At 69.5% G+C, this 20,111-nt stretch carries 18 protein-coding genes; 8 read left to right on the top strand and 10 right to left on the bottom strand.

Features of this window, described 5'->3' with window-relative positions; genetic code table 11:
- Positions 1-112: 112 nt before the first annotated feature.
- Entirely contained in the window at positions 113-1,291 is a 1,179-nt protein-coding gene (locus tag ACFWGD_RS05115) for an adenosine deaminase (protein WP_377777516.1), read from the top strand.
- Between the two features lie 73 nt (positions 1,292-1,364).
- Here the strand turns inward: ACFWGD_RS05115 and ACFWGD_RS05120 are convergent, their stop codons facing one another.
- The 3 genes from ACFWGD_RS05120 to ACFWGD_RS05130 all read right to left on the bottom strand — a co-directional run bounded on the left by ACFWGD_RS05120 (position 1,365) and on the right by ACFWGD_RS05130 (position 4,092).
- Complete coding sequence (locus ACFWGD_RS05120) at positions 1,365-2,624, bottom strand: hypothetical protein (RefSeq protein ID WP_377777517.1); 1,260 nt, start codon at positions 2,622-2,624, stop codon at positions 1,365-1,367.
- Between the two features lie 86 nt (positions 2,625-2,710).
- The gene (locus ACFWGD_RS05125) at positions 2,711-3,739 is read right to left on the bottom strand and encodes a C40 family peptidase (protein WP_377777518.1); all 1,029 of its coding nucleotides are present in this window, start codon (positions 3,737-3,739) and stop codon (positions 2,711-2,713) included.
- A complete protein-coding gene (locus ACFWGD_RS05130; RefSeq protein ID WP_377777519.1) occupies positions 3,736-4,092 on the bottom strand; it encodes a hypothetical protein in 357 nt (118 codons plus the stop codon). The genes ACFWGD_RS05125 and ACFWGD_RS05130 overlap by 4 nt, the downstream gene beginning before the upstream one ends.
- A gap of 118 nt (positions 4,093-4,210) precedes the next feature.
- Here ACFWGD_RS05130 and upp point away from each other — a divergent pair, with 118 nt between their 5' ends.
- On the top strand, positions 4,211-4,846 hold the full coding sequence (gene upp, locus ACFWGD_RS05135; protein WP_377777520.1) for a uracil phosphoribosyltransferase: 636 nt from the start codon (positions 4,211-4,213) through the stop codon (positions 4,844-4,846).
- Positions 4,847-4,875: 29 nt separating this feature from the next.
- Here the strand turns inward: upp and ACFWGD_RS05140 are convergent, their stop codons facing one another.
- Positions 4,876-5,517 (bottom strand): hypothetical protein, encoded by a 642-nt coding sequence (locus ACFWGD_RS05140; protein ID WP_377777521.1) that lies wholly within the window; start codon positions 5,515-5,517, stop codon positions 4,876-4,878.
- Between the two features lie 167 nt (positions 5,518-5,684).
- On the opposite strand from ACFWGD_RS05140, the gene ACFWGD_RS05145 reads away from it, so the two are divergent.
- The 4 genes from ACFWGD_RS05145 (at position 5,685) to ACFWGD_RS05160 (ending at position 9,953) form a co-directional block, all read left to right on the top strand.
- Positions 5,685-6,908, top strand: a complete 1,224-nt coding sequence (locus ACFWGD_RS05145; RefSeq protein WP_377777522.1) for an amidohydrolase — start codon at positions 5,685-5,687, stop codon at positions 6,906-6,908.
- Between the two features lie 69 nt (positions 6,909-6,977).
- Positions 6,978-8,387, top strand: coding sequence for an NAD(P)H-quinone dehydrogenase (locus tag ACFWGD_RS05150; protein ID WP_377777523.1), 1,410 nt, complete (start codon positions 6,978-6,980; stop codon positions 8,385-8,387).
- Positions 8,388-8,944: 557 nt separating this feature from the next.
- Positions 8,945-9,235 (top strand): hypothetical protein, encoded by a 291-nt coding sequence (locus ACFWGD_RS05155; protein ID WP_377777747.1) that lies wholly within the window; start codon positions 8,945-8,947, stop codon positions 9,233-9,235.
- Between the two features lie 268 nt (positions 9,236-9,503).
- Positions 9,504-9,953 (top strand): hypothetical protein, encoded by a 450-nt coding sequence (locus ACFWGD_RS05160; RefSeq protein WP_377777524.1) that lies wholly within the window; start codon positions 9,504-9,506, stop codon positions 9,951-9,953.
- Between the two features lie 102 nt (positions 9,954-10,055).
- Here ACFWGD_RS05160 and ACFWGD_RS05165 read toward each other — a convergent pair whose 3' ends face one another.
- The 4 genes from ACFWGD_RS05165 to ACFWGD_RS05180 all read right to left on the bottom strand — a co-directional run bounded on the left by ACFWGD_RS05165 (position 10,056) and on the right by ACFWGD_RS05180 (position 12,683).
- The gene (locus ACFWGD_RS05165) at positions 10,056-10,340 is read right to left on the bottom strand and encodes a mycoredoxin (RefSeq protein ID WP_377777525.1); all 285 of its coding nucleotides are present in this window, start codon (positions 10,338-10,340) and stop codon (positions 10,056-10,058) included.
- 117 nt (positions 10,341-10,457) lie between these two features.
- Positions 10,458-10,952, bottom strand: coding sequence for a dihydrofolate reductase (locus ACFWGD_RS05170; protein ID WP_377777749.1), 495 nt, complete (start codon positions 10,950-10,952; stop codon positions 10,458-10,460).
- Between the two features lie 80 nt (positions 10,953-11,032).
- On the bottom strand, positions 11,033-11,872 hold the full coding sequence (locus ACFWGD_RS05175; protein WP_377777750.1) for a thymidylate synthase: 840 nt from the start codon (positions 11,870-11,872) through the stop codon (positions 11,033-11,035).
- Positions 11,873-11,924: 52 nt separating this feature from the next.
- Positions 11,925-12,683: a 3'(2'),5'-bisphosphate nucleotidase CysQ gene (locus ACFWGD_RS05180; RefSeq protein ID WP_377777526.1), complete on the bottom strand. Its 759-nt coding sequence runs from the start codon at positions 12,681-12,683 to the stop codon at positions 11,925-11,927.
- Between the two features lie 66 nt (positions 12,684-12,749).
- On the opposite strand from ACFWGD_RS05180, the gene ACFWGD_RS05185 reads away from it, so the two are divergent.
- Together ACFWGD_RS05185 and ACFWGD_RS05190 are read left to right on the top strand one after the other, a co-directional pair.
- Positions 12,750-13,154, top strand: a complete 405-nt coding sequence (locus ACFWGD_RS05185; RefSeq protein WP_377777527.1) for a YccF domain-containing protein — start codon at positions 12,750-12,752, stop codon at positions 13,152-13,154.
- A gap of 226 nt (positions 13,155-13,380) precedes the next feature.
- On the top strand, positions 13,381-13,935 hold the full coding sequence (locus tag ACFWGD_RS05190; RefSeq protein ID WP_377777528.1) for a lipoprotein LpqH: 555 nt from the start codon (positions 13,381-13,383) through the stop codon (positions 13,933-13,935).
- Positions 13,936-14,068: 133 nt separating this feature from the next.
- On the opposite strand, the gene pgi is transcribed toward ACFWGD_RS05190, so the two are convergent.
- Both pgi and ACFWGD_RS05200 read right to left on the bottom strand, forming a co-directional pair.
- Positions 14,069-15,703 carry a glucose-6-phosphate isomerase gene (pgi, locus tag ACFWGD_RS05195; protein ID WP_377777529.1) on the bottom strand — a complete coding sequence of 545 codons (1,635 nt, stop codon included), beginning with the start codon at positions 15,701-15,703 and terminating at the stop codon, positions 14,069-14,071.
- A gap of 203 nt (positions 15,704-15,906) precedes the next feature.
- Positions 15,907-20,109 carry an Ig-like domain repeat protein gene (locus ACFWGD_RS05200; RefSeq protein WP_377777530.1) on the bottom strand — a complete coding sequence of 1,401 codons (4,203 nt, stop codon included), beginning with the start codon at positions 20,107-20,109 and terminating at the stop codon, positions 15,907-15,909.
- Positions 20,110-20,111: the final 2 nt, after the last annotated feature.

Below are 20,111 nucleotides of genomic sequence, written 5' to 3' on the forward strand. Positions count from 1 at the left end.
CTCCCCGGTCCGCCCGGCGTCGGGGGACCGGCGCGGCGGGAGGGATCCTGGCGGGGCATGGAGCGGGGCACGGAATGGAGTGGGCGGTGAATCTGTAATACGCTGCCCTGTCATGCACAACTCCTCCGAGATGACCCTCGATCCCCGCCAGGTCGAGGCGGATGTCGTGGCTGATCTGCCGAAGGTCGTCCTCCACGACCACCTCACCGGCGGGATGCGGCCCTCCACCCTCATCGAGCTCGCCGCGAGCGCCGGTTATGGCGGATTGCCCTCCGATGATGCGGAGGAGGTCGCCCGCTGGTTCGTGGAGGCGGGCAACGCCGGCAACGTCGCCGGGCACCTGGAGGCCCTGGCGCACACGACGGCGGTGACGCAGACCGCGGAGTCCCTGACCCGCATCGCGCGCGAGGCCGTCGAGGACCTCGCCGGCGACCGCGTCGTCTACGCCGAGCTGCGCATCGCCCCGGAGCTCCACGTCGATGGCGGACTGTCCATGCAGGAGGTCGTCGACGCCGTCGTGGACGGCCTGGGCCAGGGCGAGCAGGCGGCCTCCGAGGCCGGCCACGACATCACGTCGCGCCTGATCCTGTCGGCGATGCGCGACCGGGACCGTTCGGTCGAGGTCGCCCAGCTGGTCATCGACAACCTGCCGGACAACGCCGACCACGATTACGTCGTGGCGTTCGACCTCGCCGGCCAGGAGGAGGGAAACTCCCCGGCCGGTCACGCGGAGGCGTTCGCGCTGCTGCGCGACCACCTCGCGCCGGTGACCATCCACGCCGGCGAGGGCGCGGGCCTGGATTCGGTGCGCGCCGCCGTCGTCGCGGGCGCCAACCGCATCGGCCATGGCCCGCGCGTGTTCGAGGACCTCACCTCGAGCATGGACGGCATCGAGCTGCAGCGCCTGTCCGGCCACATCCGCGACCGGTGCATCCCCCTCGAGCTGTGCCCGACGTCCAACGTGCAGACGGGCATCGTCGACGCGATGGCCGATCACCCGTTCCCGCTTCTCGACGACCTCGGGTTCACCTGCACCGTCAACACCGGGAGCCGGTTGCTCGGCGGCACGACGATGACGCGCGAGATGATGATCCTCGTCGAGGTCTTCGACTACGGCTACACCGAGCTGTTCCAGCTGACGTGCAACGCCATCGAGAGCGCCTTCGCGGATCTGCCGACCCGCGAGCGCATCCTGGACACCCTGATCTACCCGCCGTACCTGGAGCTCACCGACCAGGACGGCGACGGCGAGATCGACCCCTGCGAGGAGGAGCAGCCGACGATCGGTTGATCGCCGCGGACCCGACGAAAAGGGGCCGCCGCCCGGAGCAATCCGGGTGGCGGCCCTTCGCCGTGGCCGCTTCCTAGAGCTTGGAGGTGAAGCGGGCGGTCAGCCCCTTCTCCAGGCGGGCCCAGCCGTCGGCCTCGTCGTCGTACGGCGGCACCGGCTCGGACTGCTCGCCGGTGTCGAGCAGGTAGTTGAGCAGCCACTGCAGCTGCTGGTTGCCGGCGAGGACCTCGTTGACGGCGTCGTCGCCCGCCCAGTCGGCGGAGTCGGCCAGCAGCTCGTAGGCGCGGCCCAGCTGCGCGGTGTCCACGTTGGCGGGGCCGGACTTGATGTCCTCGATGAGGCCGGTGAACGAGTACTCGTTGTCCGGGTGGACGACGGTCTCCAGCTCGCCGGCGTTGGCGGCGGTCATGACCTCTTCCCACGTGCTCAGCGAGGCGAGATCATGGTCGTCGTTTTCGATGAGCCAGCGCACCATCGTGCGCGGCTGGGGGAAGGTGTTGATCGACCCGTGGCGGCCCAGGAACACCGGGGCGCCGTCGAGGTAGCAGCGCAGGGTGTACACGGTGCGTCCGCCGATGGCGATGCGCACCGGATCGATGCCGGCGCGTGCCCACACGGTGGAGTCGTAGGGGTCGGCCTCTTCGGCGGCAGCGGCGGCGGCCGCCTTCTCCTTCTCGCGGGCCTCCTTCGCGGCGGCGCGGCGGGCCTCGACGGTCTTCTCCGCGTCGGCGAGCTCGGCTTCGGCGGCGGTCACGGCATCGGCGTCGACGTCGCCGGCGGCCTTGCGGCCCTGGGCGAACAGCTCGTCGAGGGAGTCGACGCAGTTGTCCCAGTTGAGCAGGATGACCCGGCCGACGGCGGACCACTGCGCGGCGCCCGCGCCGTGGAAGTGGTCGGCGCCGTTGGCGGTGGCGGCCAGCACGGAGTTCGACGCGAACATGCGGTTGACCGGGGTGAGATCGGCGATGGTGCCGATCGACCGGGTGATGGTGAACGCCCGGTCGACGGTGGAGACGTGGTCGTAATCGGCCTTGCCGGCCAGCGTGTCGGGCAGGCCGACGAGGTCGTGCCGGTCGCGCGGGTCGGCGACGGCGGAGGCGGGCAGCTCGTTTTCGAAGCGCCGCCATGCCGGGTGGGCCGTCATGTCGTGGTCGGCGCCCGAGCGCAGGTAGGCCAGCAATTCCGCGCGGGACGCGAACATGAGGGCGTCGTCGCCGTTGCCCAGCAGGGCCTGCCATTCGGCGTTGCCCTCCCGCCAGCTCGGCGCCCACAGCGTGTACGCCGTGCCTTCGGTCAGCTCCAGCTCAATCGCGACGATGCCCTGCCTGGCCATGGTTCGTCCTAACGTCATTCCATCGGTGATCGGTGCACCCGGAAGGATACCCGGCCCCGCCGCCGACCAGGCCACGGCACGGCGGATCAGCCGGTCGGCCGCCAGAACCCCTGGAACCCCATGTTCATGTTGGTGGTCCGGATGGGATTGACCTGCACGGGATCACCCGCCTCGACCATCTGCCCGTCGCCGATGACCATGGCCACGTGGCCGTCCCACACGACCAGGTCGCCGGGCAACAGCTCCGAGGCGTCCACCGGACGGCCGACGGCCTGTTCGGCGGCGGTGCGCGGGATGTCGACGCCGGCCTGCCCGTAGGCCCACTGCGTCAGCCCCGAGCAATCCAGGCCCACGCCGGGCGTGGTGCCGCCCCATTGGTACGGGGTGCCCAGCTGGGACAGCGCATTGTCCACCGCCGCCCGCGCCTGGGGAGTGGGCGCGCCGTCACCGGCACTCGCGCCGACACCGGAACCCGCGCCCAAATTCTCCGCGCCAGATTCGCCCGAACCCGAACCGCCCGCACCCGAACCGCCCGCGCCCACACCTCCCACCTGCGCCATCGCGGGCGTCATGGGCGTCGTGGGTGCATCGGGGATGTCCACGTCGGCGGCGGCGACGGACTCCAGCGTCGACGTCGGTGCGGCGAGATCGGCGTCGAGGCGCGACACCCGTCCGCCGGCCTCGGCCAGCGCCTCGACGGCGTGGGTCTGCATGTCCGCCGCCGCCAGCAGGGGAGCGGCGGGTCCGGCTCCCGCGGCGCCGGATGCGGTGCCCGCGCATTTGGCCAGGAATTCGGCGGCCACGCCGGCCAGGTCGACGGCGGCCGCGGCGATGAGCGCCATCCCCTCGGCGGCGGAGGAATCGATGCCCGTGGCGTGCCCGTCGAGCGTGCCCGCCCCGGTGGCGGCGCGGCGCAAACTCTCGGCGGCGGCCTCTCCGGCACCGCCGGTCCACTGCCCGGCGACGGCGTCGGCCACGCCCCACCAGTCGTCGACGAAGCCCGGGACGGCGGCCGGCACCGCAGCAGGCACGGCACCCGCCCCGGCCCCGGCCAGCGCCGGCACGGCCGAGGACACGAGCTTCACCACGTCCTGCACGGGAAACGCCCCGATCATGCGAGCACCTCCCCTTCGCGGCCGAAGCGCGCGGACGACGAGTCCTCCGCCCCTCCGACTTCGCCGGCGAACCAGTCCAGGGCGCCGGCCGCGCCGCCGGCGTACCGGCCGAGCGCCGCGACCCGGCCCTCCTGCGCCCGCGACGCCGCGGTCAGCGCCGACAGGAACCGCGCCACGCCCGAATCGGGGGCGGATGCGGGGACGGTGGCGTCGTCAAGCAAGAACATGCCGTCGACCTGCGGCGGCGAGACGGGGACGAGCCCGCGCAACCGCGACGCGGACAGGATCAACCCCTGCGGATCGGCGGCCAGATGCGGGCCGGGGGACGGTGATGGTGAAGGCGACGGGGCCATGGTGCTCCTCGGATCGTGGTGTGCGTGTCAGCCCTTTAGACGCGCCCCGGCGCCGATCGGTTCCATCGGATTTTGGCGCGCCCCCGCACGCCGCCCCCGTCGTTGTATTTTGGAGGCCATGGACATCACCGTCGTCGACCATCCGCTCGCCGCGTCGCGCCTGACCATCATGCGCGATGCCCGCACCGACAATTCGGGCTTCCGGGCCGCTCTCGCCGACCTCGGCGCGATGCTCATCTACGAGGCCAGCCGCGACCTGGACGTCGAGGATTTCGACGTCGAGACGCCGGTGACCACGGCGCGCGGCCACCGCCTGCGCAAGCCGCCGATCGTGGTGCCGGTCATCCGCGCGGGCCTGGGCATGGTCGATCCGGCGCTGTCGATGATCCCGGATGCGCAGGTCGGCTTCATCGGTCTGGCGCGCGACGAGGAGACCCACGAGCCGGTGCCGTACCTCGAGGCGCTGCCGCATGACCTGTCGGGCCAGCCGGTGTTCCTGGTCGATCCGATGCTGGCCACGGGCGGTTCGCTGCTGCATGCGCTGCGGCTGCTGGTCGATCGCGGCGCCGACGACATCACCGCGGTGTGCATGGTGTCGGCGCAGGCGGGCGTCGATGCGCTGGCCGATTCGGGCCTGCCGGTGCGCCTGGTCACCGCGACCGTCGACCCGGACCTCAACGACGACGCGTACATCGTGCCGGGCCTCGGCGACGCGGGCGATCGCCTGTACGGCCCGCGCAACATCGACCTGTAGGTCGCTTTACGACGGCCCCGTCCCCGACCTCAGGCCTGCCCCCACACGGTGGCGTCCTGGGAGTCGCGGACCTCGTTGTTCTCGGTGATCAGGATGCCGTCGGGGCTGATCTGGTACTTCCACGAGCCGTTCTGGGCGACGATGCGGTCGCCTTCGTCGACGATGATCGGCGCTTCCAGCGACCCGGATTCCCCGGCGTCGCCGCGGTAGTACTTCGAGCCGTCGGGCGCCTCGCAGGCCGCGGCGCGGGTGCCGGCCTCGGTGGCCACCACGGCCAGGGCCCGGTCGCCGTCGTGGCAGCGGGCGCGTTCCGCCCGCCAGCCGCGGGCGTCGACGTCGCTGCGCCCCGTGCCCAGGTCGTCGCGGGGTTCGGTGGTGGGCGACGAACTCGAGCTTGCCGACGTGCTCGTCGACGAGCTGGTGGAGGAACTCGTCGACGAACTCGTGGATGAGCTCGTCGAGGATTCTGATTCGGTCTCCGAGTCGGACGAAGACTCGGTATTCGACCTCGTCGCCGGCGGCGCGCCGGTGGGCACTTCGGGGTCGTCGTCGACGGCGAGGAACAATCCCAGCGCGACGGCGACGACGAACGCGAGTGCCGCGGCCACCACCCCGATGGCGATGGCCAGGGTCTTCGTCGTCGCATTGCCGCGATTGCCGGGAGTGCTCATGGGCTCATTGTGGCAGGCATGTGTGGTGGGTGGGAAAGGTGGGGCTGAAGTTGCAGTGACGGTGCAAGAGGCCGTCGTCAAGCAAAGCCCGTAGCGCAATTCCCGCCGACCCGCCCCGACCACCCCGCAAAGCCCGGAACCCGGTGCGCCTACACTCGGAAATCGTGATGGAGGACTTCATTCGGGAATGGTGGACGCGCAACGAGGGCCAGGTGCTCGCCTGGCGACGTCATCTGCATGCCCACCCCGAGCTGTCCCACATGGAGCAGGGCACGACCCAGTTCGTCGCTGACAAACTGCGCGCCGCCGGGCTGGAGCCCGTCATGTTCCCCAACACCGGCCTCATGGTCGACGTCGGCGAAGTCGGCGCCAGTGCCGACGCGGCGGGGGAGCGCGCCGGGCGGCTGGCGTTCCGCGGCGACATGGACGCGCTGCCGATCACCGAGGCGACCGGTTTGTCCTACGCCAGCGTCAACGAGGGCGTGATGCACGCGTGCGGCCATGATTTCCACACGATCATCACCCTGGCCACGGCCGTCGCCATGGCCGAGTACCAGAAGACGCACCCGCTGCCGGTCCCGCTGCGCTTCATCTTCCAGCCCGCCGAGGAGGTCATGGTCGGCGGTGCGCCGGACGTCATCGACTTCGGCGCGCTCGACGGCGTCGAGCGGATCTTCGCCGTCCACTGCGAACCGAAGCTGCGCGTGGGCCAGGTCGGCGTGCGCGTCGGCGCGATCACCTCGGCATCCGACACCCTGGACATCCGCGTGGAGGGCCCGGGCGGCCACACCTCGCGGCCGCACCTGACCGCCGACGTGGTCTACGCCCTGGGCAAGCTGGTCACCGACCTGCCCGGCTTGCTCAGCCGCCGCGTCGACCCGCGCACCGGCACCGTCCTGGTGTTCGGCTCGGTCAACGCCGGCTACGCCGCCAACGCCATTCCGGCGGAGGGGCGGCTGCAGGGCACGATCCGCACCGCGGACATCAAGACCTGGCGGGCCATCGACCCGCTGCTGCGCGAGCTCATCGCCGAGGTCCTCGCCCCGACCGGCGTGACCCACCGCCTCGACTACGAGCGCGGCGTGCCGCCGGTGCTCAACGACGACTACTGCACCGCACTGGTCGCCGAGACCGTCCGCCGCGTCGACGAGAACGCGGTCATCGAGGCCCCGCAGTCCTCCGGTGGCGAGGACTTCGGCTGGTACCTCGAGCACGTCCCCGGCGCGATGGCGCGGCTGGGCTGCTGGTCGGGCCGCGGCGAAAAGCACGACCTGCACCGAGACGACATCGTCGTCGACGAGCGCTGCCTGGGCGTGGGCGTCCGGCTGTTCGGCGGCATCGTGGCGCGCTACGAAAGCGGCGACCCGGACCGCACCGGCCGCGTGATGTGACACCGTCCGGCGGATTCCGGAGCCTCCACTAGACTGGGCCGGGCATTGCAAGGCGAACATGGAGGACCCGTGACCAAGAGGATCGTGATCATCGGCGGTGGCCCCGCCGGCTACGAGGCTGCGCTCGTCGGCGCCAAGTACGGTGCCGAGGTCACCGTGGTGGAAGACGCCGGCATGGGCGGCTCCTCCGTCCTGTACGACTGCGTTCCGTCGAAGGCGTTCATCGCCGCCACCGGCGTGCGCACGGACATGCGCCGTGCCGACGACATGGGCCTGCGCCCGGACTTTTCGTCGCGCAAGATCGACTTCACCGCCGTCAACGACCGCGTCCGGCACCTGGCCGAGTCGCAGTCGGGCGACGTGCGCGCGCAGATGGACCGCGAGGGCATCCGCATGCTGCAGGGCCGTGGCCGCCTGGACGACTACGAGCCGGGCCGCATCACCCACTACGTCACCGTGGAGCTGCTGGAGGGCGGCGAGGAGACCATCGAGTGCGACCTCGTGCTCGTGGCCACCGGCGCCTCCCCGCGCATCCTGCCGGGCGCCCGCCCGGACGGCGAGCGGATTCTGACGTGGCGCCAGGTCTACGACCTCGAGGACATGCCCGAGCACCTCGTCGTCGTCGGTTCCGGCGTCACCGGCGCGGAGTTCGTCTCCGCGTTCACGGAGCTGGGCGTGAAGGTGACCATGGTCGCCTCCCGCGACCGGATCCTGCCGCACGAGGACGCCGACGCGGCCGACGCCCTGGAGGGCGTGCTGCTCGAGCGCGGCGTCGACGTGGTGAAGAACGCGCGCTGCGACCTCGTCGAGCGCACCGACGACGGCGGCGTCCGCGTGGTCACCTCCGACGGTCGCGAGGTTCTGGCCTCCCACGCGCTGATCACCGTCGGTTCCATCCCGAACACCGCGGACCTGGGCCTGGAGGCCGTGGGCGTGGACATGGCGCCGTCGGGCCACATCAAGGTCGACCGCGTGTCCCGCACCTCCGTGCCGGGCATCTACGCCGCCGGCGACTGCACCGACCTGTTCCCCCTGGCGTCGGTGGCGGCGATGCAGGGCCGCATCGCCATGTACCACGCGCTGGGCGAGGGCGTGACGCCCATCCGCCTGCGCACGGTGTCCTCGGCCGTGTTCACGCGCCCGGAGATCGCCACCGTCGGCGTCTCGCAGGCGCAGATCGAATCGGGCGAGGTTTCCGCCCGCGTCGAGGTCTTCCCCCTGGCCGGCAATCCGCGCGCGAAGATGCGCTCGCTGCGCCGCGGCTTCGTCAAGCTGTTCTGCCGCAAGAACTCCGGCATGATCATCGGCGGCGTCGTCGTGGCGCCGACGGCCTCGGAGCTGATCCTGCCCATCGCGGTGTGCGTGTCCAATCAGCTCACCGTCGCCGACCTGGCCAGCTCCTTCTCGGTGTACCCGTCGCTGTCGGGCTCCATCACCGAGGCCGCGCGCCAGCTCATGGCGCACGACGACCTGGATTAGCCGCAGCCGCCTCCTCAAGCCCGCCATGCAGTGACGGATCATCGGGGGCGGGGATCCACGCTGCTTTCGCTCACCTGGGTGGTAGGACGAGTTGCCGCGCGTGGGGTGGGAGCGACCACGCCCAACGTGCTGGTACTGCCCGTTGTCCATAGCGGTGCTACCTCACAGTAGGAGGGCGCTACTACGGGACGGGCAGGAGAATCAGGCCGGAACTCTGTTCAAACCCACAGGTGAGCCACGAGGTAGACGTACTCTGCAGGTCGAACTGCGACGTGAGGGCGACGCTATGTGAGGTAAGGATCTGGCAACAGAAAAGTAAAGCTTCGATTTCAAAATTGAAAGAGTGTTGTGCTTTCATCGACGCGCTGTATCGTCAGCCGCAATGGTGCGATTCGGCAGAGAATTGCTCCCGAATTGGAAGGGTGATTGCAGTGCGATCACTACTAAGATGTACGTTAGTCTCCGCCGCTATGCTGGTGCCGGCCTCTGGGCTGGCGAACGCAAGTGAAGTGGAGGGTCCTGGCTCAGAATCTGAGATCCTGGCTGCGGGGGAATCAATGAGGATTAGTGAGGATCACTGGGAATCTATTCAAACGGGACTTCCGGGCGAGGAGGTAAACTCGGGAATTCCAACTGGCCCTACGTTTTCAAATACGCCCGCACCTGCATGTGTCAATGCAGTGGTTGAATGGGGTTTTGTTCAGGTTTACAATAACTGTGGATTTGACGTTCGTGTCAAAGTAGTAATGGCACTTGGTCCTGATTCCCCATGCAGTCTCGTTGTGAATGGTACGCGGCACAACATTTCGCCAGCGGCTGGCCGCATTGATCGCGTTGAAATGTGCTGAGGTGGCTGACATGTGGGACGTGCGAAGGCTGATCGCGGCCGTGTTGCTCGTTGGGCTTCTAACGATTAGTGGGGCGGGTTCGGCGGCGGCGGCTGACCAGCATATGTTTGAGTTTGAGCACGAGTGCCGGTCGACGTTGAGTGAGTACCGGATTAATCCGGGACTTAGGTCTTGGGCTGTATATGCTGATTGTCATTGGCATCCCGAGTTGGGCCCTCGTGGAATGTGGTATTTGTACTAGATTGGAGTGTTGGAAGTGGGAGGTAAAATGTCGGACATTTCCGTCGTGTACGCCCGTCGTCTCGATCATCTCGCCGCTCGTGCCCGGGCCTGCATCATTGAACATCAGGTCTCGGAGGCTAAGTTGATCGACCCCGGATTAAATGCTAATGACCTCGGGGCATCTGAGTTTCCACGGGCCTCGATAGAGCGGGTGCGGGACTCCAATCTGCCGGACGAAGAAAAGCAGAAGCTGCTCGCGTTCCTGCTAGGTACATGGTTCGTCGACAGTTCCGGCGGCCGATGGGCATACGTGCCAATGCTTGCCGATGAGCCGGAGCTTTACCTGCATTTCGGGCTGGGAGGCCAGGTCGGTGGCATGTACTGGAACGCCGCGGAGTCCGCGCGGGGGATCATCGACGGAGATGACCTTGATCTGAAGGAAGAAATGCTGCGCACCGACATTCGGTTGGCGAAGCGTCGCGTGAACATGGAGTAGCGGGACTCGCTCTACAGCGAACAACCCCAGTGCTTAGCTCAGCCACCCGGGAATCCGGGCGGCTGTCGTCATTGTTTTTGTTGGGGCCGGCGGCGTGCGACCCTACTTCGCCGTCAGCTCCGCGTGCTTGATCTCCACCTCGGCGGCGGCGGGGTTGGTGGCGTGGGTGCCGTCGGAGTAGAGGACGGTGGGCACGACGCGGTTGCCGCCGTTGACGGACTCGACCCACGACGCGAGGTCGGCGTGCTTCTCCACGTCCCACGCCTCGAACGGCACGCCGCGCTTCTTCAGGCCGCCGATCAGCGACTGGCAGTACGGGCACCAGCTGGTGGCGTAGATGGTGACGGCCTCGGTGGTCTTCGGCAGGGTGATCTTGTCGTTGCTCATGAACGGTGCAACGCGCGAACCGGCCGCGAATGTTCCGCGGGCCCGGGTGGGGTGGCGAACATCACGGCTTTTGCGTGGCGACGCCTCCGCGCACCCCTCGGCGCACCCCTCAGCCCCTCAGTATTCGTCTTCCGGGCGCGGCCGCCACGTGGTGAAGCGGTAGCGCGGGCCGTTCGACGACGTCGCCCACTCGCCCTTGCGCACGGGCTTCCAGCCGATCAGCTCGGGGGCGCGCACCGGGGTGTCCACCTCGAAGGTGCCGTCGACCTCGGTGACCTCGCACTCGTCGGCGATGCGCAGCCCTTCGCGGTAGACGCGGCCACCGCCGATGACCCACGCCACGGGCACGTCGCCGAGCAGGTCCAGCGCGGCGTCGAGGGAGTGGGCGAGCTCCGCGCCGGGGACGTCCTCCGGCGCCAGCGACCGGGACAGCACGACGTTGCGGCGCCCCGGCAGCGGGCGGAATTTGGCGGGCAGCGAATCCCACGTGCGGCGGCCCATGATCACGGGCGCGCCCATCGTCGTGGCCTTGAAATGCGCCAGATCCTCGGGGATGTGCCACGGCATCGAGTTTCCGTCGCCGATGACGCCGTCGGAGGTCTGCGCCCACATCAGCCGGATGGAGGCCGGGCGGGCGGGGCGGTGGCCGTCGTCAAGCGAACCCGGACCCGGACCCTGCTCGTGCCCGGACATCAGACCGCCACCTTGCCGCGGATCGGGGGATGGGGGTCGTAGCCGACCACCTCGACGTCGTCGAAGTCGTAGTCGAACAGCGACTCCGCCTTGCGCAGCTTCAGCGTGGGGTAGGGGCGGGCGTCGCGGGAGACCTGCAGCTCGCACTGCTCGACGTGGTTGTCGTAGATGTGGCAATCGCCGCCGGTCCAGATGAACTCGCCGACCTCCAGGCCCGCCTGCTGGGCGAACATGTGCGTCAACAGCGCGTAGGAGGCGATGTTGAACGGCACGCCCAGGAACATGTCCGCGCTGCGCTGGTACAGCTGGCAGCTCAGCTTGCCGTCGGCGACGTAGAACTGGAACAGCAGGTGGCACGGGGGCAGTGCCATGTTCTCCAGCTCCGAGACGTTCCACGCCGAGACGATGTTGCGGCGGCTGTCCGGGTTGGTCTTCAGGGTCTCCAGCGCCCGGGAGATCTGGTCGATGTGCCGACCGTCCGGCGTCGGCCACGACCGCCACTGCACGCCGTAGACCGGGCCCAGATCACCGTCGGCGTCGGCCCACTCGTCCCAGATGGTCACGCCGCGGTCCTGCAGCCACGTGGCGTTGGAATCGCCGCGCAGGAACCACAGGAGCTCGTAGATGATCGACTTGAGGTGGACCTTCTTCGTGGTCAGCAGCGGGAAACCCTCGGACAGGTCGTAGCGGATCTGCCGGGCGAACAGCGACCTGGTGCCGGTGCCCGTGCGATCGGCCTTCGGGGTGCCGTCGGCGAGGATCTCGCGGAGGAGATCCTCGTACGGGGTCTTCACGGCCGCCCCCGCGGCGGCGTCGGCGGTAACGGGAGGGGTGGTCATCGCGCTCATGCGGCCCAGGGTACCGGTGGGAGCCCGGGCCGCCGCGCGCCACCTAGAAGTCGCCGTGGTCCTTCTTGTACTCGGCGACGGCGGCGAGGATGTCGTCGGCGATTTCCGGGCGGCAGAACAGCATGTCCGGCATGAAGGTGTCCACCTGGTTGTACTCCGGCTTCGAGCCGTCGAGGCGCGAGACGTGCAGGCCGGCGGACGTGCACACGCCGACCGGAGCCGCGGAGTCCCACTCGTACTGGCCGCCGGCGTGGATGTACGCGTCGGCGTCGCCGAGCAGCACGTGCATGGCCTTGGCGCCGGCGGAGCCCATGTGGACAAGCTCGCTGCCGAGCTTCTCGGCCACGAACTTGCCCACGGCCGGCGGGCGGGTGCGCGAGACGACGATCTTGTTCGACAGCGGGCCGGTGACGGCCTTGGCCTCGCCGGTGTGGAAGACCTGCCCCAGGTCCGGCAGGCCGACGGCGGCGTGGAGGGGGAACCCGTCCTCGATCAGGGCGATGTGCACCGCCCAGTCCTGGCGGCCGCCGGCGAATTCGCGGGTGCCGTCGAGCGGGTCGATGATCCACACGCGGGAGTTGTCCAGGCGGTCGCGGTTGTCGGCGGCCTCCTCGGACAGGACGGCGTCGTCGGGGCGGTGCTGCTGCAGCACGCGGGAAATCCACTCCTGCGACAGGGCGTCGCCGGCGTCGCCGAGCACGCGGCCGCGGAGCAGGCCGACGTTGCGCACGCCCTTGAGAATTTCGCCCGTGCCCTGGGCCAGTCGGAGGGTCAGGATGTCGTCATCGACGTAGGCAGACATGCCTCCGATCATAGGGCGTGCCCGACCGCCGCGCCCGATGCGGCCCGGGTGAATACGCTCGGGGCCATGAACCTTCTGCTCAACCTCATCTGGCTCATCTTCGGCGGCATCTGGCTGGCCCTCGGCTACATTGCGGCGGGCATCGTGGCCTGCATTTTCATCGTCACCATCCCGGCGGGCATCGCGTCGTTCCGCATGGCGTCCTACGCGCTGTGGCCGTTTGGCCGGGTGGTGGTGGACAAGCCGGGCGGATCGGCCGGCCTCAACGTGGTCATGAACGTCGTGTGGTTCGTCATCGCGGGCATGTGGCTGGCCATCGGGCACATCACCACGGCCTTCGCGCAGGCGATCACCATCGTCGGCATTCCGCTGGCCATCGCGAACGTGAAGATGATCCCCGTCACCTGCTTCCCCTTCGGCAAGGACATCGTCGACGCCGATCGGGTGCGCGGCGGTTTCTCGCCGTTCTGATCCCCGGTTCCCGCGCCGGCGTGGCTGCTTGACGACGAAAAGCCACTTTTCGTGGTTCGGTGTCAAGTTGGTAACGATTGTCGGTTTGACCGGTGTCGGCTATTGCCGCACCGGGTTAACGCCCGTTACCCTTGGTGAAGTGCCCGGAGGCGGGGAAAATCCGCCCGACGGCGAACGAACGACGAGAACAGTCGGAACAGTCCCCGAAGCGAAGAGGTAGATGACCATGAAGCTCCGCAACCGCACCGCCGCACTCCTGGCGATCCCGGCCCTGACCCTGGCCATGGCGGCATGTTCCAGCGACGAGGACACCACGGTCGTCACCGACGCCCCGGATGCGACGAAGGTGTCGGAGGCCGTCTCGGGCGATGGTGACGCCGCCGCCACGACCACCGACGGCGACGCGACCACCACGACGACGCAGGCCCCGGTCGGCCAGGAGGCCGCCGTCGTGCAGGTCGCCGGCAATGACGTCGACGGCCAGTTCACCCCGGTGCGCTGCACCATGGACAACGACGACAATGACCTGGACATCGAGATCGGCGCAGACGATTCCGACACCGGCCAGGTCGACATCGACATCAACGACCCCAACGGCACCCCGGTGCTCGAGTCGCTGGACATCGACACCGCCAACCTGGACATCGAGATCGACGACCAGAACGCCGAGGGCGCGGTGATCAACCGCGACGGCGACAAGTGGACCATCACGGGCACCGGCAAGTACGACGACGAGGACCGCACCGACGAGGTCCGCGTCGAGGTCATCTGCCCGGTGTAGAACCGGCAGCATGCACTCGCCGGACTTGCTTTAGATCGGCTGGGCGGTGGCTCGCCTTCGGGCCCACCGTCTGACGCGAACCCCCGCTCCGAATCATTCGGAGCGGGGGTTCATTGTCGTGTCCGGGCCTGCGCTACTTCTTCGAGCGGTACCAGGACAGCAGCGCGTCGGTGGACGCGTCGCCGGAGTCCGGCTGCGCCTCGCCGGTGACGGCGGGCAGCAGATCGCCGGCCTGCTTCTTGCCCAGCTCCACGCCCCACTGGTCGAAGGAGTTGATGTCCCAGATGACGCCCTGCACGAAGGTGATGTGCTCGTAGAGCGCGATCAGCGCGCCCACCGCGGCGGGGGTCAGCTCCTCGGCCAGGATGGTGGTCGACGGGCGGTTGCCCGGCATGACCTTGTGGGGGATCAGCTCGGCGGGGACGCCTTCGTCGGCAAGCTCATCTTCGTCCTTGCCGAAGGCGAGGACCTTCGACTGCGCGAAGAAGTTCGACATGAGCAGGTCGTGCATGGACCCGGTGCCGTCGGCCGTCGGCAGGTCCTGCCGGGGGCGGGCGAAGCCGATGAAGTCCGCGGGCACCAGGCGCGTGCCCTGGTGCAGCAGCTGGTAGAACGCGTGCTGGCCGTTGGTGCCCGGCTCGCCCCAGTAGATCTCGCCGGTATCGCAGTCGACCCACTCGCCGTTGCTGTTGACGGACTTGCCGTTGGACTCCATGGTCAGCTGCTGCAGGTACGCCGGGAAGCGGGAGAGATCCTCGGAGTACGGCAGGACCACGTGGGAGTCGGCGCCGAGGAACTCGCCGTACCAGAGGCCCAGCAGGCCCATGAGGACGGGGACGTTCTTGTCCAGCGGGGTGTCCAGGAAGTGCTCGTCCATGAGGCGGAAGCCCTCGAGGAAGCGCATGAAGTCCATCGGGCCGACGACGGCCATGATGGACAGGCCGATCGCGGAGTCGACGGAGTAGCGGCCGCCGACCCAGTCCCAGAAGCCGAACATGTTGTCCGTGTCGATGCCGAACTCCGCGACCTTCTCGGCGTTGGTGGACACCGCGACGAAGTGCTTGGCCACCGCGGCCTCGTCGCCGAGCTTCTCGATGAGCCATCGCCGCGCGGCGTGCGCGTTGGACAGGGTCTCCTGCGTGGTGAAGGTCTTCGACGCGACGATGAACAGCGTCGACTCCGGATCGACCTCGTCGAGCACCGCGCACAGGTCGGAGGGGTCGACGTTGGAGACGAAGCGGGCGTCGATGCCGGCGGTGGCGTAGGTGCGCAGCGCCTTGGTCACCATCGCCGGGCCCAGGTCGGAGCCGCCGATGCCGATGTTGACCACGGTCTTGATGGTGCGGCCGGTGTGGCCCAGCCAATCGCCGGAGCGCAGGGCGCGGGCGAAGTCGCGCATGCGGCCGAGGACGTCGTGGACGTCGGCGGCGACGTCCTGGCCGTCGACGACCAGGTCCTGGTCCACGGGCAGGCGCAGGGCCGTGTGCAGCACGGCTCGGTCCTCGGTGTGGTTGATGTGCTCGCCGGCGAACATGCGGGCGCGGGCGCCCTCGACGTCGGCGGCGCGGGCGACGTCGACCAGCGCGGCCAGGACGCCGTCGTCGACGAAGTTCTTGGACAGGTCGACGTGCAGCCCCGCGGCATCGAAGGTCAGCTTGCCGGCGCGCTCCGGATCATCGGCGAACAGGCCGCGCAGATCCAGATCGATGATGCGGTTCTGCTGCACTTCGAGCGCCTCCCACTGGGGGGTGGTGGTGATGTCCGTCATGGGTTTCTCCAGCTCCTTCGGTATGGCGGTTTCGCTCCGTCCAGCCTAGTTGCGGTTGGCGGCGTGCGTCGGGTGGGCGATGGCCGGTGGCGGGCCGGTGCTTGACGACGAACGCCCCGCCTCATCCAGAGGCGGGGCGTTGCGTCAGGTGCCGGTGCTCGCCGGCGTTACCGGGATCGGCGGGATCGGCCGGTTCGGCGGGGTCAGCGGGAGCTGCCCAATCCGAAGATGGAGATCAGGAACTGCCCGATGATCCCCAGCCGCTGCAGGAATCCCACGACCGAGTCGAGGAAGTCCGCGGAGCTCGAGCCGGAGGAGCTGCTCGAACCGGAGCCGATGCCCGGGTCCGGGGTCGGGGTGTCGGGATCGTTGCCCGGATCCTCGCCCGGGTCCGTGCCCGGGTCGGTGCCGGGGTCGGTGCCGGGGTCCTCACCGGGGTCGGTGCCCGGATCCTCGCCCGGGTCGGTGCCGGGGTCCTCGCCCGGATCCGTGCCCGGGTCCGTGTCCTCGGCGTCCTTGATGTCCAGGGTGATTGGATCGGAGGACGACGGCTCGATGACCTCGGTGATCACGCCCTCCTCGTCCTTCTTCTCCTGGCCGCTGAAGACGGCGCGGATCTGGCGCTCGCCGGGCTGGTCGAAGCGGTGCTCGAAGACCGCCTGGCCGGTGGCCGGGTCGACCGGGGCCGTGCCCAGCAGGGTGTCGCCGTCGAAGAAGGACACGGTCGCGCCCTCCTGGAGGGCCGAGTCGCCGGCATCGACGGTGGCGATGAAGCGGATCAGATCGCCGGTGACAACTTCGGCGTCGACCTCGACGTCGGGGGTGGTGTAGGTCAGGTCGGTCGTCGTGTCCTGGTCGGCGGGCTCGGCGACGGTGAGCATCGCGGCCTCCGACTCGGCGCGCGGGTACGTCCGGCCGTCGACCTCGCGGGCCTCGACCACCGCGGTGATCGACTTCGAGCCGGCGGCGTCGAAGGCATGGGTCAGCGTGGCGGTGCCGTCGGCGCCGACGGTGGCGGTGCCGATCTCGGTGCCGTCGGCCAGGAAGGTGACCTCGGTGCCGGCCGGGACCGCCGGGTTCGCCGTGTAGCGGGCGGTGATCGTCGCCTGCTGGCCGACGAGGACGCCGTCCTCGGCGAGCTCGACGGACAGGGCCGTGGTGCCCACCGGCGCGATGTCCACCGATGCGGTGTCCTCGGCGCCGGCGACTTCCTGGGTGTCCGTCTCGAAGTTCTCGACGGCGGCGCGGAAGGTGCGCGTGCCCTGCTCGTCGGCGACGGTCGTGCTCAGCGAAGCCACTCCGTCGACGGTCGCGGCGCGGCCGATCTCCTCGTCGCCCTCGTAGAAGACGACCTCCACGCCATCGGCGAGCCGGGCATCGCCCTCGGCGCCGACGGTGGCCCGCAGCTCCACCGGAACCCGGCCATCGGTGATCGCGTCGGCGTCGGCCTCGGCGGTCAGCGCGACGGTGGCCTGGACCTGGTCGCGCGGGACCGGGTTGACCGTCACGGAGGTGGTGTCCTCCGACGGGTTGGTGCGGCCCTCGACGCCGAGGTAGCGGGCGGTGGCCCGGTACGGCGCGGGGGTGCGGTCATCGAGCTCCGGGTAGGTGTGCTCGGTGGTGGCCACGCCATCGTTGACCGGGACGGTGACGGTGGGGGAGCCGTCGCCGAAGTCGAACTCGACCTCGCCCTCGGTGACCGGGGTGCCGTCGTCGAGCGTGACGTTGGCGGTCAGCGTGGTCGGGCCGGAGCCCGAGGTGACCTCCAGGTCGGTGGAGGTCTCGGCGAAGCTGGTGCTCGTGCCGCGCTCCGTGACGGTCACGGTGCGGGCCTCCGACTCGGCGCGCGGGTAGCTGCGGCCGTCGACCTCGCGGGCCTCGACCACCGCGGTGATCGACTTCGCGCCGGCGGCATCGAAGGCGTGGGCCAGCGTGGCCACGCCCTCGGCATCGACCGTGGCGGTGCCGATCTCCGTGCCGTCGGCCAGGAAGGAGACCTCGGTGCCGGCGGGGATGGACGGGGTGGCCGAGTAGGTGGCGGTGATGGTGGCGTCCTCGCCGACCTTGACGGTCTCGTCGGCGGTGACGGTGATCGACGTCGCCGCGACGGGCGCGACCTCGACGTCGGTGGTCGCCTCGGCGCCGGTGAGCTCCTGGGTCTCGGTCTCCATGTCCTCGACGACGGCGCGGAAGGTCAGGGTGGCCTTCTCGTCCGGGACGTCGATGGTCAGGGTGGCGGTGCCGTCTGCCACGGGGGCGCGGCCGACTTCCCGGTCGCCCTGGAAGAAGATGACCTCGACGCCCTCGGGCAGCGTCGCGCCATCCGCGGCGCCGACGGTGGCGGTCAGCTCGACCGGGACCTGGCCGTCGGCGGCCTCATCGACCTTGGCGGCGCCGGTCAGCGCGACGGTGGCCTGGACCTGCTCGCGGGGCACCGGGGTGACCGTGACGGTCGTGGTGTCCTGCGACGGGTTGGTGCGGCCCTCGACGCCCAGGTATCGGGCGGTGGCGGTGTGGGGGACCGGGTTGCGGTCGTCGAGCTCCGGGTAGGTGTGCTCGGTGGTGGCCACGCCGTCGTTAACCGGGACGGTGACGGTGGGGGAGCCGTCGCCGAAATCGAATTCGACGGTGCCCTCGGTGACGGGCGAGCCGTCGTCAAGCGTGACGTTGGCGGTCAGCGTGGTCGGGCCGGAACCCGAGGTGACCTCGAGGTCCGTGGACGTGTCGGCGAAGCTGGTGCTCGTGCCCTGCTGGGACACCGTCAGGGTGCGGGCCCCGGACTCGGCGCGCGGGTAGGTGCGGCCGTCGACCTCGCGGGCCTCGACGATGGCGGTGATGGACTTTTCGCCGGCGGTGTCGAAGGCGTGGTTGAGCGTGGCGGCGCCCTCGGCATCGACCGTGGCGGTGCCGATCTCGGTGCCGTCGGCCAGGAAGGTGACCTCGGTGCCCTCCGGGATGGAGGGGCTGGCCGAGTAGGTGGCGGTGATGGTGGCGTCCTCGCCGACCTTCACCGGCTGCCCGGCGTCGAGCGCCAGGGAGGTGGTGGCGACCGGCGCGATGTCGATGGACGTGGTGTCCTCGGCGCCGGTTACCTCCTGGGCGTCGGTCTCGAAGTCGGCGACGACGGCGCGGAAGGTCACGGTGGCCTTCTCGTCCGGGACCGTGGTCGCGAGCTTTGCGACGCCATCGTCCGCCGTCACGCGGCCGATCTCCTCGTCGCCGCGGTAGAAGATGACCTCGGCGCCCTCTGGCAGGGTCTGGCCGTCGGCGGCGCCGACGGTGGCGGTCAGGTCGACCGGGACCTGGCCGTCGGCGGCCTGATCGGCACGGGCCTCGCCCGCCAGATCGACGGTGGCCTGGATCTGGTCGCGGGGGACAGGGTTGACGGTGACGTTGGTGGTGTCTTCCGACGGGTTGGTGCGGCCCTGGACTCCCAAGTAGCGGGCGGTCGCCTGGTAGGGCGCCGGGTTGCGGTCATCGAGCTCCGGGTAGGTGTGCTCGGTGGTGGCCACGCCGTTACTGACCGGGACGGTGACCTTCTCGGAGCCGTCGCCGAAGTCGAACTCGACGTCGCCCTCGGTGACCGGGGTGCCGTCGTCATGGGTGACGTTGGCGGTCAGCGTGGTCGGGCCGGAGCCCGAGGTGACCTCGAGGTCGGTGGAGGTCTCGGCGAAGCTGGTGTTGGTGCCGCGCTCGACGACCCGGGTGGAGGTCAGGGTGCGTCCGGAGGCGTCGGCGTTGCAGAAGACGGCGTCGTTGGACCAGAAGCCGTCTTCGCCGAAGGAGAGCGTGTTTTCGATGTTCGAGTCGTTCTTGGGGCCCGCGGGAACGCCGGCGCCGCGCACGCCGGTGACGATCGTCGTTCCGGCGGTGTCGGGGGCCGTGACGGTGAAGGTGACCGCCGGGAGGCGGAAATCGGTGTTCCCACCGACGGTCAGACCCCTTTTAGGATCGTCGTTGTTCGAGCTTGGGCCGTTGTTGACCGTTTCCCTCTCGCCGGAAATGCGGGCGTACTGGCCCGCGGAATCGGCGTTGCCGCTGCCGTTGACTCGCTCGACGATGGTGTTCTTGCCGCCGGTGCCAAGGGCGCCGCCGGCGAGGCGGATGTTGGAGACATCGACGCCGGTGGGCAGTGCGAAGTCGTACTTGATGCGGCCGATGTTTTCGCCGCCGGTGCGCATCTGGCCGGGCTGGACGGTCACGTCGAAGACGTCGCCCGGGTACACCTCTTTCGGGTAGGTGACCGAGACGTTGTCGGGGTTGACGGTGGTGTGCTGATTTCCTCCCCACACGGTGCACGCGTGGGTGAGGGGCTTGGTCTCATTGACGGGGGCTGCCAGGGCGTCATCGCCGCCGGGCAGGGTGATCAGCCCGAAGGTCAGCGCCGCGACCGCGGTGGCTGCCATGG

It is taken from the genome of Corynebacterium sp. NPDC060344 (assembly GCF_042725215.1).
Classification (GTDB): Bacteria; Actinomycetota; Actinomycetes; order Mycobacteriales; family Mycobacteriaceae; genus Corynebacterium.